This window comes from Streptomyces sp. NBC_01275 (genome assembly GCF_026340655.1).
Lineage (GTDB): Bacteria > Actinomycetota > Actinomycetes > Streptomycetales > Streptomycetaceae > Streptomyces.
Window position 1 is genome coordinate 2,631,291 of sequence record NZ_JAPEOZ010000001.1, and the last position, 15,939, is coordinate 2,647,229.

A 15,939-nucleotide genomic window follows, 5' to 3' on the forward strand; every position below is an offset into this window, starting at 1 on the left:
CCGCCTCGGACCGCCCCTTCGACCACCCCTCGGATCAGGCCTCCGACCACGCCCCGACCACACCCCTCCGATCCCGCGCAAAGGACCCTTTCGTGGCCACTGATGAGAAGCTTCGTGACTATCTGAAGCGGACCCTTGTCGAACTCAGGCAGGCCCGCACCCGGTTGGAGGAGGCCGAGGCCCGGCGGCAGGAGCCGATCGCCATCGTGGGGATGGCCTGCCGGCTGCCCGGCGGCGTCGCCTCCCCCGAGGACCTGTGGACGCTCCTGACGGAGGGCCGCGACGCCGTGACCGGTCTCCCCGAGGACCGGGGCTGGGACGTCGACGGTCTCTACGACCCCGACCCCGACCACCACGGCACCAGTTACACCCGTGAAGGCGGTTTCCTGGCGGACGCCGGCGGATTCGACGCCGACTTCTTCGGCATCTCGCCCCGCGAGGCGCTGTCCCTCAACCCGCAGCAACGGCATCTGCTGGAGCTGTCCTGGGAGGCCGTCGAGCGGGCGGGCATCGACCCGACGGCCCTGCACGGCAGCCGGACCGGGGTGTTCACCGGGGTCATGTACCACGACTACGCCCCGTCGCTGCGGGAGGCGCCCCGCGACCTCGAGGGGCTGCTGAGCATCGGCGACTCGGGCAGCGCGGCGTCCGGCCGGGTGTCGTACACCCTGGGTCTCGAAGGGCCCGCGGTCACCGTGGAGACCGCCTGTTCCTCGTCGTTGGTGGCGCTGCATCTGGCGGTGCAGTCGCTGCGCTCCGGCGAGTGCGATCTGGCGCTGGCCGGCGGTGCGGCCGTGATGGGCACGCCGGACGCGATGGTGCACTTCGCGCGGCAGCGGGGGCTGTCCCCCGACGGCCGCAGCAAGGCCTTCGCGGCGGCGGCGGACGGTACGGGCTGGTCCGAGGGCGTCACCGTCATCCTCGTCGAGCGGCTGTCCGACGCCCGCCGCAACGGCCACACCGTCCTCGCCACCGTCCGTGGCACGGCCGTCAACCAGGACGGCGCGTCCAACGGCCTCACCGCACCCAACGGCCCCTCCCAGCAGCGCGTCATCCGCCAGGCCCTCGCCAACGCCGGGCTCGACGTCCAGGACGTCGACCTCGTCGAGGCCCACGGCACGGGCACCAGGCTCGGCGACCCGATCGAGGCCCAGGCGGTCATCAACACCTACGGCAAGGGCCGGGACCCCGAACGACCGCTCTGGCTCGGCTCCCTCAAGTCCAACATCGGCCACACCCAGGCCGCCGCAGGACTGGCCGGCGTCATCAAGACCGTCCTCGCCCTACGCCACCGGACCATGCCCCAGACCCTCCACGTCGACGCACCCACCCCCCACGTCGACTGGTCCGCCGGCACCGTCCGACTCCTCACCGAACCCCGCCCCTGGAACGACCCCGGCCGCCCCCGCCGAGCCGCCGTCTCCGCCTTCGGCGCGACGGGCACCAACGCCCACGTGGTCATCGAAGAGACGTTCACAGAAACGGAGTCGGCGTCCCCCCGGCAGGAACCGCCGTCGACCGCACTCGTGCCCTGGGTGCTGTCCGCGAAGACCCCGACCGCCCTGTCGACGACGGCCCGTCGGCTCCACGACCACGTCACCGGCAACCCCGACACGGCCGTGGCGGACGTCGCCGGATCGCTGCTGCGGCGCTCCGCTCTCGACCACCGCGCCGTCGTCCTCGGTGCCGACCGCTCCGAACTCCTGTCGGAGCTCGCGGCGTTGGCCGACGCAAGGCAGACCGCCGACATGACGACGGGACGGGCGACGACAGGCCGACTCGCCTTCGCGTTCGCCGGGCAGGGCAGCCAACGGCTGGGCATGGGACGCGAGTTGTACCGGGAACTCCCCGCGTTCGCGGCGGCCTTCGACGAGATCTGCGCGGAACTGGACCGGCATCTCGCCCCCCACCGGGATCCGCATGCGAACACCCCGCTGCGGGACGTCGTGTTCGCCGAACCGGGCACCCCGGCCGCGGAGTCGCTCGACGCCACCGCCTACACCCAGCCCGCGCTGTTCGCCCTGGAGGTCGCGCTCGCCCGGGTCCTCGGCACATGGGGCGTACGGCCGGACCTGCTGGTCGGGCACTCGATCGGGGAGATCGCCGCGGCGCACGTCGCGGGGGTGTTCTCGCTGCCGGACGCGGCCCTGCTGGTCGCCGCCCGGGGCCGGTTGATGCAGGCGCTGCCCGCCACGGGCGCGATGGTGGCCGTCGCGGCGCCGGAGGAGGCGGTGCTGCCGCTGCTGGCGGGGCATGAGTCCGAGGTCTCGATCGCCGCCGTGAACGGCCCCGAGTCGGTCGTGCTCTCCGGCGACGAGGAGACGGTGCTCGCCCTCGCCGAACGGCTGCGCGCGCAGGGCCGGCGCACCAAACGGCTCGTCGTCAGCCATGCCTTCCACTCGCCCCACATCGACGCGATGCTCGAGGAGTTCGGCCGTACCGCGGCACGACTCGCCTACCACGCGCCCACGGTGCCGCTGGTCTCCGACGTCACCGGCGCCCTGGCCGACCCGGCCGAACTCGCCACGCCCGCCTACTGGGTACGGCACGCCCGCGCCGCCGTCCGGTTCGCCACCGCCGTACGCACACTCCAGGCCGAGGGCGTGACCACGGTCCTGGAGATCGGCTACGGCGACACCCTGACCGCCCTCGTACGGGAGACCGCCGACGCGGTGGACGCCGGGGGCTCGCTGGACGCGGTGCCCGCGCTCGCCCGGCGGCGGCCCGAGACGCGGTCGCTGCTCGGGGCGGTCGCCCGGCTGCACACCCGGGGCCACGCCGTCGACTGGGCGGCCGTACTCCCGGCGACCGGCGCCCTCGAACCGCTCCCGCCGCTCCCGCCGCTCCCCCCTTACCCCTTCGAGCACCGGCGCTTCTGGGTGGAGCCGGTGCGCACGGCCGGCCTCGACGTGCTCGGGGTCGGCTCGACCGGGCATCCGCTGCTCGGGGCGTCGATCGCGCTGCCGGGGTCCGGGGGCGTGGTGTTCGCGCAGCGGATCTCGGTGAAGGACCAGCCGTGGCTCGCCGACCACGCCGTCGGCGGAACGGTGCTGCTCTCCGGCACGGCCCTGGTGGACCTGGCGGTCCGGGCCGGTGACGAGGTCGCCGCCGGCGTCGTCGTCGACGAGCTGGTGATCGAGGCGCCGCTGGTCCTGCCCGAGCACGGCGGGGTCCAACTCCGGGTCGCCGTGGGCGCGACCGAGACCGGCGTCGGCTCCGGGGCGGATGCCAGGGCCGGCTCCGGGCCGGAGCCCGGGGCCGACGCCGGGGGACTGCGCCGCCTGACGATCCACTCCCGCCCGGACGGAGTGGGACCGGACACCGAGTGGACCCTGCACGCCACCGGGTTCCTGTCCACCGCCCGGCCGCCCGCCGAGGAGCTGCGCGTCTGGCCCCCCGTCGGCGCCGATCCCGTCGCGCTGGACGGCTTCTACGAGCGGCAGGAGGACAACGGTCTCGAACTAGGCCCGCTGTTCCGCGGGTTGCGGGCCGCATGGACACGCGGCGACGAGGTGTTCGCCGAGGCGGAGCTCCCCCAGCCGACAGACGTCTCCGCGCTCCCCACGCTCCCCGGCGCACCCGCCGACGGCTTCGTACTGCACCCGGCGCTGCTGGACGCGGCGCTTCAGGCGGCGGCGTTGCATCCCGCGCGGGACGGGCAGAAGCCGGAACTCCCCTTCGCCTGGCGGTCGGTCGCCGTCCACGCCACCGGCGCGACCGCCCTGCGGGTGCGGCTGCGGCTCACCGACACCGGCGCGCTGCGCGTGGACCTCGCCGACGGCACGGGCGCGCCCGTGGCGACGATCGGCTCCCTGGCGACCCGGCCCGTCCACACGGAACGGCTCGCGTCCGCCGCCCCGGCCGGCGATCCGCTGTTCCGCCTGGACTGGACGCCCCTCGCCCTGCCCGAGGGCCCGGCTCCCGAGCCCGACCGGGTACTCGACCTCACCCCCACGACCGGCCTCACCGACGAGAGCGACGCCGCCCCGCCGCAGCGGACCCGGGCACTGAGCGCCGCGGCCCTGGACGCCGTACAGGCGAAGTTGCGCGAACCGGGCGGCGGGCCGCTGGTGGTGCTGACGCGGGGGGCCGAGACGGATCCTGCGGCGAGCGCGGTATGGGGGCTCGTGCGGGCCGCGCAGGCGGAGCATCCCGGTGAGTTCGTGCTGGTGGACGTCGACGCGGACTCCCGTCGTCTGCTGTCGGCCGCGGTCGCGAGCGGCGAGCCGCAGGTGTCCCTGCGGGCCGGCACGGCGCTCGTGCCACGGCTGACGCGGGTCCGCCTCACCGAACTCGCCCCCACCGAACCCGTCCTCGCCCAACCCGTCCTCGCCGAACCCGCCCCCGACAGTGGGCCGTTCACTCCCGAGGGCACCGTCCTGATCACCGGCGGCACGGGCGCGCTGGGCGCGCTGCTGGCCCGGCATCTGGTGGTGCGACACGGCGTACGACACCTGCTGCTGACGAGTCGTCAAGGCGCGGCGGCCGCGGGCGCGTCCGAACTGCGCGCCGAACTCACCGCGCTCGGAGCCGAGTTGACGGTAGCCGCATGCGACGTAGCCGATCGCGGCGCCGTGGCGGAGTTGTTGGCGGCGGTCCCCGGGGAGCATCCGCTGACCGCGGTGATCCACACCGCCGGTGTGCTCGACGACGGCGTGGTCACGGCGCTGGACCCGCGGCGGCTGGACACCGTGTTCGCGCCGAAGGCCGACGGCGCCTGGCATCTGCACGAGCTGACCCGGGACACCGGCCTCGCCGCGTTCGTGCTGTTCTCCTCCGCGGCCGGCACCCTCGGCAGCGCCGGGCAGGCCAACTACGCGGCCGCCAACGCCTTCCTGGACGGCCTCGCCGCCCACCGCCGCGCCACGGGCCTGCCCGCGACCTCGCTGGCCTGGGGGCTGTGGGACCACGCGAGCGAGATGACCCGGGGGCTGCGCGACGGCGGCCGGGAGGCGCGCGGACGCTATGTGCTGCCGCTGCCCGCGGACCAGGCGCTCGCCCTGTTCGACCGGGCGCTGGCCGCGACGACCGACGACGCCCAAGACGCTCACGACGCCCGCTCCGGCTCCCCCCTCGTCACCCTCGTACCGGCCGCGTTCGATCTCGCCGCGCTGCGGCGGGCGGAGAACGTGCCCGCGGTGCTGCGGGGCCTGGCGCCCCCCGGCCGGCGTCGGGCGGAGGCGGAGCAGGCGCCCGCCGGCTCTCTCGTCCGGGACCTGGAACGGCTGCCCGGCGCCCAGCGGCTGCGCCGCGTCGGCGGTCTGGTCCGCACGCTGGCCGCGCAGGCGCTGGGACACGAGAGCCCCGAAGTGATCGATCCCGACCGGCCGTTCAAGGAGCTGGGCTTCGACTCGCTCTCGGCGGTCGACCTGCGCAACCGGATCGCCGCCGCGACCGGGGTCCGGCTCCCCGCCACCCTCGTCTTCGACCACCCGACCGCCGCGGCGGCGGCCCGCGAACTGCACGACCGGCTCTTCCCCGAGCCCACGGAGCCGACGACGCCCGCCGCGCCCCCGCCGACCGCAGACCTGGAGGACGAGGTGATCGACACCGACCGCGAACGACGACTGCGCCGCACCCTGGCGTCCGTGTCCCTACGACAGCTGCGCGCCCTCGGCGTCCTGACGCCCCTGCTGCACCTGGCCGACGGCACGGAGGCGGAGGATCCCGAGCCCGACTCCGGATCCGAGCCCGGGTCCGAGAGCGAGATCGCCTCGATGAGCGTGGCGAGCCTCATCGCCAAGGCCCTAGACGACAACGGCCGTTGAGGGACGACGAGAGATGCCGGAGAAGGCGGAGATGACAGAAAGGACGGAGAAGACAATGGACACGCATGACAGCGCCGTCGTCGAGGCCCTGCGCGCTTCCCTGCTCGAGAACGAGCGGCTGAGGAAGGAGATCGAGGCCGCGGCCGACAGCGCACGCGAGCCGATCGCCATCGTGGGCATGGCCTGCCGGCTGCCCGGCGGGGTCCGCTCCCCCGAGGACCTGTGGACGCTCCTGGCGGAGGGCCGGGACGCCGTGACCGGTTTCCCCGAGGACCGGGGCTGGGACGTCGAGGCGCTCTACGACCCCGACCCGGACGCCCGCGGCAGGAGCTACACCCGTGAGGGCGGTTTCCTGCACGACGCGGGCGAGTTCGACGCCCGTTTCTTCGGCATCTCGCCCCGCGAGGCCCTGGCGATGGACCCGCAGCAGCGGCTGTTCCTGGAGGCGGCGTGGGAGGTGCTGGAACGCGCCGGGGTCGACGCGGCCGGGCTGCGCGGCAGCCGCACCGGGGTGTTCGCGGGCGTCATGTACCACGACTACGGCACCGGGCTCGCGCAGGTGCCGCAGGAGGTGGAGGGCTTCCAGGGCGCGGGCGTGGCGGGCAGCCTCGTCTCCGGCCGGGTCTCCTACCACCTGGGCCTGGAGGGCCCGTCGGTGACCGTCGACACGGCCTGCTCCTCCTCCCTGGTGGCGCTGCACCTGGCCGCCCAGTCGCTGCGGTCGGGCGAGTGCGACCTGGCGCTGGCGGGCGGGGTGGCGGTGATGGCCACGCCGAGCACGTTCGTGGAGTTCTCGCGGCAGCGCGGGCTGTCCCCCGACGGGCGGTGCAAGGCGTTCGCGGCCGGCGCGGACGGCACCGGCTGGTCCGAGGGCATGTCGTTGCTCCTGCTGGAGAGGCTCTCCGACGCCCGGCGCAACAACCATCCGGTGCTGGCCACGGTCCGCGGCAGCGCGGTGAACTCCGACGGCGCGTCCAACGGCCTGACCGCCCCCAACGGCCCCTCCCAGGAGCGGGTCATCCGCCAGGCGCTCGCCGCCGCCCGGCTGTCCCCGGCCGACGTCGACCTCGTCGAGGGCCACGGCACCGGCACCCGGCTCGGCGACCCGATCGAGGCGCAGGCCGTGCTCAACGCCTACGGCCGAGGCCGGGACGCCGACCGGCCGCTGTGGCTGGGCTCGCTCAAGTCCAACATCGGCCACGCCCAGGCCGCCGCCGGGGTCGCGGGCGTCATCAAGGCGGTCCTGGCCCTGCACCACGGCGTACTGCCGCAGACCCTCCACGTCGACGAGCCCACCCCGCACGTGGACTGGTCGGCGGGCACGGTACGGCTGCTGCGCGAGGCCCGCCCCTGGCCTACGACGGCGGGGCCCCGCCGGGCCGGGGTCTCGGCGTTCGGAGTGAGCGGCACGAACGCCCACGTCATCGTGGAGCAGGCCCCGCAGGCCCCGCAGCCCACCACCGCCACCAGCCCCTCCCCCGCCGCTGTCGGTGGGCACGTCGTCCCCTGGGTGCTGTCCGCCCGTACGCCGACGGCCCTGGCCGCGCAGGCGGACCGGCTGGCCGCGCACGCCGAGGCGCACCCGGAGCTGGACGCGGCGGCGCTCGGCCGGGCGCTGGCGACCACCAGGACGGCGATGGAGCACCGCGCGGTGCTGATCGGCGCCGATCGGGACGAACTGCTCGACGGGGCCCGCAGGTTGGCGGCGGGCGAGTCGTCGCCGCTGGTCGTGACCGGCCGGGTCGCCGACGGGCAACTGGCCTTCCTCTTCTCGGGCCAGGGCAGTCAGCGCGTCGGCATGGGCCGTGAACTGCACGCCCGGCACCCGGAGTTCGCCGAGGTGTTCGACGTGGTGTGCGCGGAGCTGGACCCCCGGCTGGCGCGCCCCCTGCGCGAGGTCGTCTTCGCGGAACCCGGCTCGGCTCGGGCGAGGCTGCTGGAACGTACCGAGTTCACCCAGCCGGCTCTCTTCGCCTTCGAGGTGGCGCTGTTCCGGCTGTTGGCCTCCTGGGGCGTCGAACCCGACCTGGTGGCCGGGCACTCGGTCGGCGAGATCGCCGCCGCGCACGTCGCCGGGGTGCTCTCGCTGGGCGACGCCGCCGCTCTGGTCGCTGCCCGGGCCAGGCTCATGCAGGCCCTGGCGGCCCCCGGGGCGATGGTCGCGGTGCGCGCCGACGAGGAGGAGATCGCCACGCTGCTGTCCGGGCACGAGCACGAGGTGAGCGTCGCCGCCGTCAACGGCCCCTCGTCGCTGGTGCTTTCCGGCGCCCGGGAGAAGGTCCTGGAGATCGCCGACGGACTGCGCGCCGCCGGCCGCCGCACCAAACGCCTCCAGGTCTCGCACGCGTTCCACTCCCCGCTGATGGACCCCATGCGGGAGGAGTTCGCGCGGGCGGCGCGCGGACTGACGTACGCCGCGCCGCGGATCCCCGTGGTCTCCAACGTCACCGGCCGGCTCGCCGAGGGCGACGACCTGGTGACCGCCGAGTACTGGGTACGGCAGGTGCGGGCCACCGTCCGCTTCCGGGACACCCTGCGGACCCTCGACGCCGAAGGCGTGCGCACCTTCCTCGAGGTCGGACCCGGCGACACGCTCACCGCGATGGTCCACGAGAACGTCGCCGGCGCCGTCGAGGCGGTGCCCTCGGTGCGCCGCGACGCGGACGAGCCGCTGTCGGTGCGCGGGGCGCTGGCCGCGCTCCATGTCCGCGGCCGCTCCCTCGCCGTGCCTCCGCACCCCCGCCACGTGCCCCTGCCCACCTACCCCTTCGAACGCAAGCGTTACTGGCTGGAGAGGACCGTCGTGCCGCAGAACAACACCGCCGAGACCATTCAGGCCGTCGAGGAACAGGAGCCGCAGCCCCTCGCGGAACAGGCGGAAGCCGAACGGTCGCTGGTGGAACGGCTGGCCGAACGCCCCGCCGAGGAGCGCCGCAAGGAACTGATCGCCCTTGTCATCGAGTTGGCCGCGGCCGCGCTGAGCCACGAGAACACCGACGAGTTCGACGAGGACACCGGTTTCTTCGACCTCGGCTTCAGCTCCCTCACCGCGGTCGAGGTGCGCAACCGGATCAACCAGATCTGCGGCATCGACGCGAACCCGATGCTGCTCTTCGACCACCCCACCCCCGCGATGCTCGCGGACCGCCTGGAGGAACTGGTGTTCACCCCCACAGCCCCCTGACCCCGGCCCCGCTGCCCCCCGGACCACCACGGTTCACCTCTCCGAAAGGACCGACCGACCCATGTTCGACGTAGACACGTATCTCAAGCATCTCGGCTACACCGGAACCCTCGCCCCCACCGCCGACAACCTCCGCGAGCTGCACAAGAGGCACATGATGACGGTGCCGTTCGACAACTCCCGCAACGCGGCGAAGGGGTTGGCGATCTGGGACGACGTCGACGCGGGAGCGGACGTCTTCTTCCAGGCGCTGATCACCGAGGGCCGCGGCGGCATCTGCCACGAACTCAGCGGTCTGTTCCGCGCGTTGCTCACGGAACTCGGCTACGACGTCACGGTCGTCTCCTCCGGCGTGCGCGGCGCGGGCGACCAGTTCGGGCCCGACCTGGAGCACATGCTGAGCCTGGTCCGCCTGGACGGCGAGGAGTGGCTCGTCGACGTGGGCTTCGCCGGACCGTCGTTCACCGAGCCGGTGCGGGTCTCGGCGCAGGTGCAGCGCCAGAACGGCTTCGACTACCGGGTCGTCGGCGACGGCGACCACCTCGTGCTCCAGCGGCGGCCCGCCGACGGCGACTGGCAGGCGGTCTACCGCTTCACCCTCCAGGAGCGCGCGCTGTCCGAGTGGAAGGCCATCGCCAGCGGCGAGAACGACGACCCGTACTGGCACTGGGCCGGCGAGATGATCCGGGCCGGCACGCTGATCTACGGCCGCGTCTACGACACCGGCCAGCTGCTCCTCGTAGGCCGACGCTACCTGCGGGCCGAGGACGGCAAGGACCAGGCGCGGGTGCTGGCGAAGACCGACGAATACGAGTCCGTCGTACGGCATGTGCTGCGCCAGGACGCCTGAGGGGCATGGACATGAACACTGAGACTGGTGCTGTCGGCACTGGCGCCCAGAGGTGGGACGCGGACGTGCTGGTCGTCGGCGACGGGCCGGTGGGCCAGACGTTGGCGATCATGCTGGCCCGGCAGGGCTGGGCGGTCACAGTGGTCGACCGGTGGCCCGAGCCGTACACGATGTCGCGGGCGGTGGCGTTCGACAGCGAGGCCGCCCGCGTGCTGGCCTCGATCGGGCTGACGCAGTACATCGCGACCGAGACCGAGCCCTCCGGCCGGTACGTCTGGCAGAACGGGGACGGCAAGGTCCTGCTCGACATCCAGGGGGCGCAGCGGGGCTGGTGCCACTGGCCCGACTCGACGTCGATGTACCAGCCCGCGCTGGAGAGCGCGCTGACCGCGCGCGGCGCACAGCTGCCCACGCTGCGGGTGCTGCGCGGGCACGAGGCGGTCGACGCGGCCGACCTCGGCGACCACGTCGAGCTGACCTGCGTCGGCCCGGACGGCGGGCGGCGCGTACTGTCGGCGCGGATGCTCGTCGGCTGCGACGGGGCGAACAGTTTCGTCCGGGAGCGCGTCGGCGGCGCGCTGCACGATCTGGACTTCGCCCACGACTGGCTGATCTGCGACGTCGTCCTGCACGAGGAACGCGCCTTCGACCCGAACAACCTGCAGATCTGTGATCCGGCCCGGCCGCGCACGGAGGCGTCGGCGGGGCCGGGACACCGGCGCTGGGAGTTCATGCGGCTCGACGGCGAGTCGCTGGAGCAGCTCAACACCCCGGAAAGCGCCTGGCGGTTGCTGGAGCTCTTCGACGTCACCCCGCAGAACGCGACCCTGCTGCGGCACGCCGTCTACACCTTCCGGTCCCGGTGGGCGGAGCGCTGGCGCTCCGGGCGGATGCTGATCGCCGGCGACGCCGCGCACGTCATGCCGCCGTTCGCCGGACAGGGCATGTGCTCGGGCATCCGGGACGCGGCGAACCTCTCCTGGAAGCTCGACCTGGTACTGCGCGGCCGAGCGGACGAAACCCTGCTCGACACCTACGTCACGGAGCGTGCCGCCCATGTCCGGCACGCGGTGCGGATGTCGGTGGACCTCGGCAAGGTCATCTGCCAACTCGACCCCGTCGCCGCGGCGGACCGGGACATGGCGATGCTGGCCGCCCGGGAGCGCGGGGTGGGCCGGGGCGCGCCGCAGGCCCCGGTGCACCCCCTGCGCGACGGCCTGCTGCGCACCCCCGCCGGCTCGCCCCGCTCCCACCGCCTGACCGGCAGCCTGACCCCCCAGGCCCGAGTACGCCGAAACGGCCGCACCACCCTTTTCGACGAGACGCTCGGCACCGGTTTCACCCTCCTCACCACCGAGGACCCCCGCCCACACCTCACCCCGGAGGCGTTGGGCACCCTGGAAAGCCTGGACGTGCGAGTCGTGACGGTGGTCCCGGCGGACTCCGGCGTCTCCGGTACGGCGGGAGACGCCTCCGGTACGACCGGCGACGCGTCCGACGCCACCGTCGTGGTCGCCGACGTGGACGGCGTCTACCTGCCCTACCTGGCGAACGCCGGCGCCCACGCGGTCCTGGTCCGCCCCGACTTCTACGTCTTCGGCCAGTCCGACACCCCCGAGGACTGCTCCACCCTCCTCGAGGACCTCGGGCGGCGACTGGAGGTGGGCGCGCTGACGCACTGACCGCAGTGACCGGGCTCTGCGGCATCGCCGTCTGATGCGACCGGACCGCCGCCTACGAGGCGGCGGTCCGGTCGCGGCGGTCCGGTCGCGGCGTTCATGCCCTGGCAGGATCCTTCCGAGGCAGGACCCTAGCCGCGGGCGTGGACGTGCCGGGTCGTCGGTGCCGTGGTCAGGCCTCCGGCCTGAGAGTGAGGTTCCTGCGGCTGACCCGATCGCGGCGAACCGTCGTCGTCCGGGTCAGCTCTGCGTAACCGGACGCCGTGACCCGGAGGGTGTGCGGGCCCGGGTTCGCCGAGAACAAGGTGTAGAAGCCGTCCCCGACGGCCGGGTCCTCCGGCGTGGCCGTGGTGAGGGCGGCCTCGTCCGGGTCCGCGGTGTCGCCGACCGTGGCACCGACCACGCCGGCGCCGCTTCGGGCGTCTCGTACCGTGCCGACGGTCAGGCCGCCCGGCGCGGGCACGAGGACGCGGGTCTGGACGTTCACGTCGTCGAGTGCCCAGAAGTAGCCCCAGTCGGCGATGAAATGGAAGCGCAGCCGCACGGCTTCGTGCCCTGCGAACCGCCGGAGCGGGACGTGCGCGGTCAGGCGCTGCGCGGAGTCGCTGATCCGCGGCCCGGTCCAGACGTTCTCCCAGGTGGCGCCGTCGTCCGTGCTGGCGTCCACGGTCATGTGCTGCTGGTTGGGGTTGTACAGGTACGCGGTCCTGAAGGTGAGTTCCGCCGACTGCGCGGCGGACAGGTCGTACTCAGGACTGATGAGCTGACTGTCCTGATGCGGTCCGATCGGCCCGTTGTCGCTCTCGACGACGGCGAAGGCGCCCTCGCCGCCGGTGGAGTTGCCGCGTTGGGTCGGGTCGTCGAACTCCCATCCGTTGTCGGTACCGGCCGCGTTCACCACGCTCCAGCCCTGGGGCGCGGTCGCGGTGGAGTCGAACGTTTCGGCGTGGTCGGCGAGTTCGGGCCGGTAGCCGACGGCGGTGGCCGCGTCGGGATCGGCGGTCAGAGCGACATGCGCGGTGACGGACCTGCCGCGCACCGTCACCTTCCGTGCCAGGGGTTCGTAGCCCGGCAGGGCGGCGGTGACGTTCAGCGTGTAGTCGCTCCCCTTCGGCAGGGCCATGTCGTATGCGCCGGTGACCGGGTCGGTCCAGACCGGGGCTTCGGGGGACCCGTTCACGGTGAGTCGTGCGTAGAGCGGCCAGCCGTGTCCCGACCCGTCTTTGACGGTGCCGTGGACGCGCTCGCGGGGGATGGGGGAGAGTCCGAAGTCGCGGGTGAGGGTCTGGCCGTCCGCGATGTCGAGGGTGACCGGCGTGGTCGTCGTGTAGCCGAAGGCCTTCACCGTCAGCTCCTTGACCGTGCCCGCGGGGAGGTCGATCGTGTACGCCCCCTGCGTGTCGGTCGTGGCGATGTCCAGCCCGGACCCGACGGTCGCGTGGGCGACCGGCTTGCCGGTGACCGCGTCCCTGACCGTCCCGGAGAGGGTGCCGTGCGGTCCGCTGCGGAAGGCGGCCAGGCCGGCCGGGGTGCCCAGGCCGGTCGGACCGTCGTAGCCGGCGCCGGCGTTGCACAGGTACGCGACGGAGCAGGTTCCGTTCGACCCCGTGGTGATGTCGTTGAGACCGACGCCGTTCGCCGCGTAGGGATAGGAGTTGGGGGAGGTGCCGGGGCGCGGGGGCCCGGCCAGCGCGTAGACGGAGGCGATCAGCGGTGTCGCGACGCTGGTGCCGCCGAAGCGTTGCCAGCCCTTGCCCTGTGAGCCGTAGGTCAGGTAGACGGCAACGTTGTCAGCGACGGCTGAGACGTCGGCGACGCTTCGTCCCGTGCAGCCGGGGTCCTGCTGGAAGTCCGGCTTCGTCTGCTGGGACGCGCACCCGGAGCCCGGGCCGTAGGAGTCCCTGGCCCAGACGGTCTCCGACCAGCCGCGGGCGCCGGCCGGGTCGGCCGTCAAGGTGGTGCCGCCGACCGCGGTCACGGAGGGGAGGGTCGCGGGGAAGGAGACGCCGTACTTGTTGTCGCCGCTCGCCGCGACCACGGCGACTCCGGGGTGGTCGTAGGAGGACCCGTAGGTGGCCAGATCGGTCGGGTAGTCACCGGTCCTGCCATAGGAGTTGGAGACGTACTTGGCGCCGAGGGCCACGGCCTCGTCCACACCGGCGGCGAGGTTGCTCAGATCGTCGTTGTCGGTCTCCACCAGCAGGATGTCGGCTTCCGGGGCCGCCGCGGAGACCATGTCCAGGTCGAGGGCGATCTCCCCGGCCCATGCGTCGCTGGAGCGCGGGTAGTCGGTGCCGCCGCGCTGGTCCACCTTCTTGAAGCAGCCGTTGGCGGTGGTGCAGGGCGGCAGGCCGTACTGGCTGCGGTAGACGGCCAGGTCCGCCTCGGCGTTGGGGTTGTCGTAGGCGTCGACGATGGCGATGGTCTGGCCGGAGCCGCCGTCGGCGGGCAGGTTGTAGGCGCTCTGGATGTCCTGCGGACCCAGCCCCGCGGGAACCTCGGCCAGGCTCAGCCGCATCGTGGCCGGCTGGTCCGTCGCGCGCATGGCGTAGCACGCCGCGTGCCCCTTCGCCGGGGCACCGCAGACGGGCGCCAGGTCGGGCTCGGCGTCGGCTGCGTCCCGGGCCGTACTGGTGATGGCCTGAGCGAACGTGGGCGGCGCGGCGTGCGCGAGGGGCTGGACGCCCAGTAGCGCCATGGTCGCGACACCGAGAATCGCCGCGCCGCGATGGAATATGCGAAAGGCAGGGAACGCGCCTCTCGCACGAGTGGATATCGACACAAGTCGCCAATCATGACTGGGCCCTCGACACGGGCCGGCGGAAAGCGAATACACGTGAAGTGCGGGCGCTCAATTAGCCGATGCCGATTGACGGCCTGTCAACCCCGGATCTGGGCGGGCCCGCAGACCGGCTTCTCACTTGCGCAGGATCACATATGCCGCAGGGTTCGCCCTTGCCGGACCAGACGAGTGGACAGCAGAATGAAATCGCTCTCTCGCAATTCCGGACTCCGCTTCACCGGGTGTTTTCCGTTTCCCTTTGAAGACCACATCAACGTGAGAACCACATCAGCGCGAGAACAGCAGCAGCGCGAGAACAGCAGCAATGCGAGAACAGCAGCAAACTGATTCAGGGAGGCCCTTACTCGTTCGAGTGCGGTGCTTCCAGCGGCAGCCAGCCTCGTTCGGCCGCGCGAAGGGCGATCTGGAAGCGTGTTCTGGCGCCCAGTGCGCTGCCGGCCTCGCTCACGTGCTTCTGCACGGTGCGGCGGCTGATGTCGAGTACCCGGGCGATGGCGTCGTCCTTCATCCCGGTCGCCATGAGGTCGAGGATCGCCTGGGTTCGTTCGTCGATCCGCGTCGTCTCCCGGGCCTGGCGGGGGGCCGGCCAGTCCTGCCGACTCTCCAGTGACACCGGCACCGCGTGCTCCCAGATGGCCTCGAACAGCGCGGCGAGTGCGCCGATGAGGGCAGGCGAGCGGACCTCGAGGGATCCTGCCGAGGGGCGGTCGTCGTACAGGGGCAGGAGTGCGGCGGTCCGGTCGAACAGGACCAGTTTGACGGGAAGTCGGGAGCTGAGCCGGAACTCGCCGCCTCCGGCGCTGCCCCGCAGCGCCGTCTCCAGTGACACCGCGTCCGTGAAGCCCTCGGTGTCGTAGACCGACCGCAGCCGTAATCCCTCGCGGAACTCCGGCTGTGCGGCGTCCCCATGGCCGGAGGCACTTGCGGGCCCGGTCACATAGGGCGGCTTGGCCAGGTGCAGTACTTCGTGGGTGCTGCCCTTGAGGAGATGCGCATAGCGTGCGGCGACCTCCTCGTTGTCGTCCAGGACCTCCACCAGGTGCGGAGCCTGCGGGCGGGCCGCCAAGTCGTAGATCTCGTGAAGCTGCTCCATGTACAGCTCGGCCTGGGCCAGTTCGGCGCGTCTGCGGGCCAGCAGGGAGCCCAGGGACGAACGTGGCGGGCCGGCCTTCCACCGCGGGGGCCGCCCGGCGATGGGGATGACCAGGAGTGCGTCCTCCAGAGACCGCAGTGCCGTCTCGACGTCTTCGAGCGGCGCGCCGACCGCGTCCGCCACGGTGCGGGAAGAGGCGGAGGCGTGGCCCACCAGGTACTCCAGGACTCGGCTGCCGAGCGCGTCCAGCCCGGTTCCTGCCCAGGGGTCGTCCGACGTCACATCCATGCAGCCTGACACTCCTGCTGTAGTGCGCATCGGTGTTGAACGTATCTCTGCCGAATCTCCGCGCCGCCGCTGGCGGGACGCAAGCGCATGTGGGCAATTGCGCGAATCCGCGACGGCCGGATCTTGTCGCATATGACGTGACACCGTCAAGGTGGGCACGCTCCCACCAGTCCCGACGACGCGGCTGGCCCTGCGCATTCATCCGCCGGTACGTCATTCAAGTCGAGGGAATCCTTTGACACACCACCCGTCCGGAAGAAGGCGCCGCCTGCTC

General features: G+C 72.9%; 5 protein-coding genes and 1 pseudogene. 4 read left to right on the forward strand and 2 right to left on the reverse strand.

Annotation, left to right across the window (positions count from 1 at the left end; all coding sequences use genetic code 11):
• Positions 1-92: 92 nt before the first annotated feature.
• From OG562_RS11340 to OG562_RS11355, 4 genes and pseudogenes are all read left to right on the forward strand, one after another.
• Entirely contained in the window at positions 93-5,768 is a 5,676-nt protein-coding gene (locus tag OG562_RS11340; protein WP_266396326.1) for a type I polyketide synthase, read from the forward strand.
• A gap of 76 nt (positions 5,769-5,844) precedes the next feature.
• A pseudogene (locus tag OG562_RS11345) lies at positions 5,845-8,952 on the forward strand (beta-ketoacyl synthase N-terminal-like domain-containing protein); the annotation flags it as partial.
• 61 nt (positions 8,953-9,013) lie between these two features.
• Complete coding sequence (locus OG562_RS11350) at positions 9,014-9,802, forward strand: arylamine N-acetyltransferase (protein ID WP_266396328.1); 789 nt, start codon at positions 9,014-9,016, stop codon at positions 9,800-9,802.
• Between the two features lie 11 nt (positions 9,803-9,813).
• Positions 9,814-11,484: a bifunctional 3-(3-hydroxy-phenyl)propionate/3-hydroxycinnamic acid hydroxylase gene (locus OG562_RS11355; RefSeq protein ID WP_266396329.1), complete on the forward strand. Its 1,671-nt coding sequence runs from the start codon at positions 9,814-9,816 to the stop codon at positions 11,482-11,484.
• A gap of 169 nt (positions 11,485-11,653) precedes the next feature.
• Here the strand turns inward: OG562_RS11355 and OG562_RS11360 are convergent, their stop codons facing one another.
• A complete protein-coding gene (locus tag OG562_RS11360; protein ID WP_266396331.1) occupies positions 11,654-14,179 on the reverse strand; it encodes a carboxypeptidase regulatory-like domain-containing protein in 2,526 nt (841 codons plus the stop codon).
• A gap of 445 nt (positions 14,180-14,624) precedes the next feature.
• Positions 14,625-15,665, reverse strand: a complete 1,041-nt coding sequence (locus OG562_RS11365) for a LuxR C-terminal-related transcriptional regulator (RefSeq protein ID WP_266396333.1) — start codon at positions 15,663-15,665, stop codon at positions 14,625-14,627.
• Between the last annotated feature and the right edge of the window lie 274 nt (positions 15,666-15,939).

Coding starts and splice junctions, on each gene's coding strand:
- OG562_RS11350 (WP_266396328.1), top strand. CDS start 9,014: ATGTTCGACGTAGACACGTATCTCAAGCATCTCGGCTACACCGGAACC.
- OG562_RS11355 (WP_266396329.1), top strand. CDS start 9,814: ATGAACACTGAGACTGGTGCTGTCGGCACTGGCGCCCAGAGGTGGGAC.
- OG562_RS11360 (WP_266396331.1), bottom strand. CDS start 14,179: ATGGCGCTACTGGGCGTCCAGCCCCTCGCGCACGCCGCGCCGCCCACG.
- OG562_RS11365 (WP_266396333.1), bottom strand. CDS start 15,665: ATGGATGTGACGTCGGACGACCCCTGGGCAGGAACCGGGCTGGACGCG.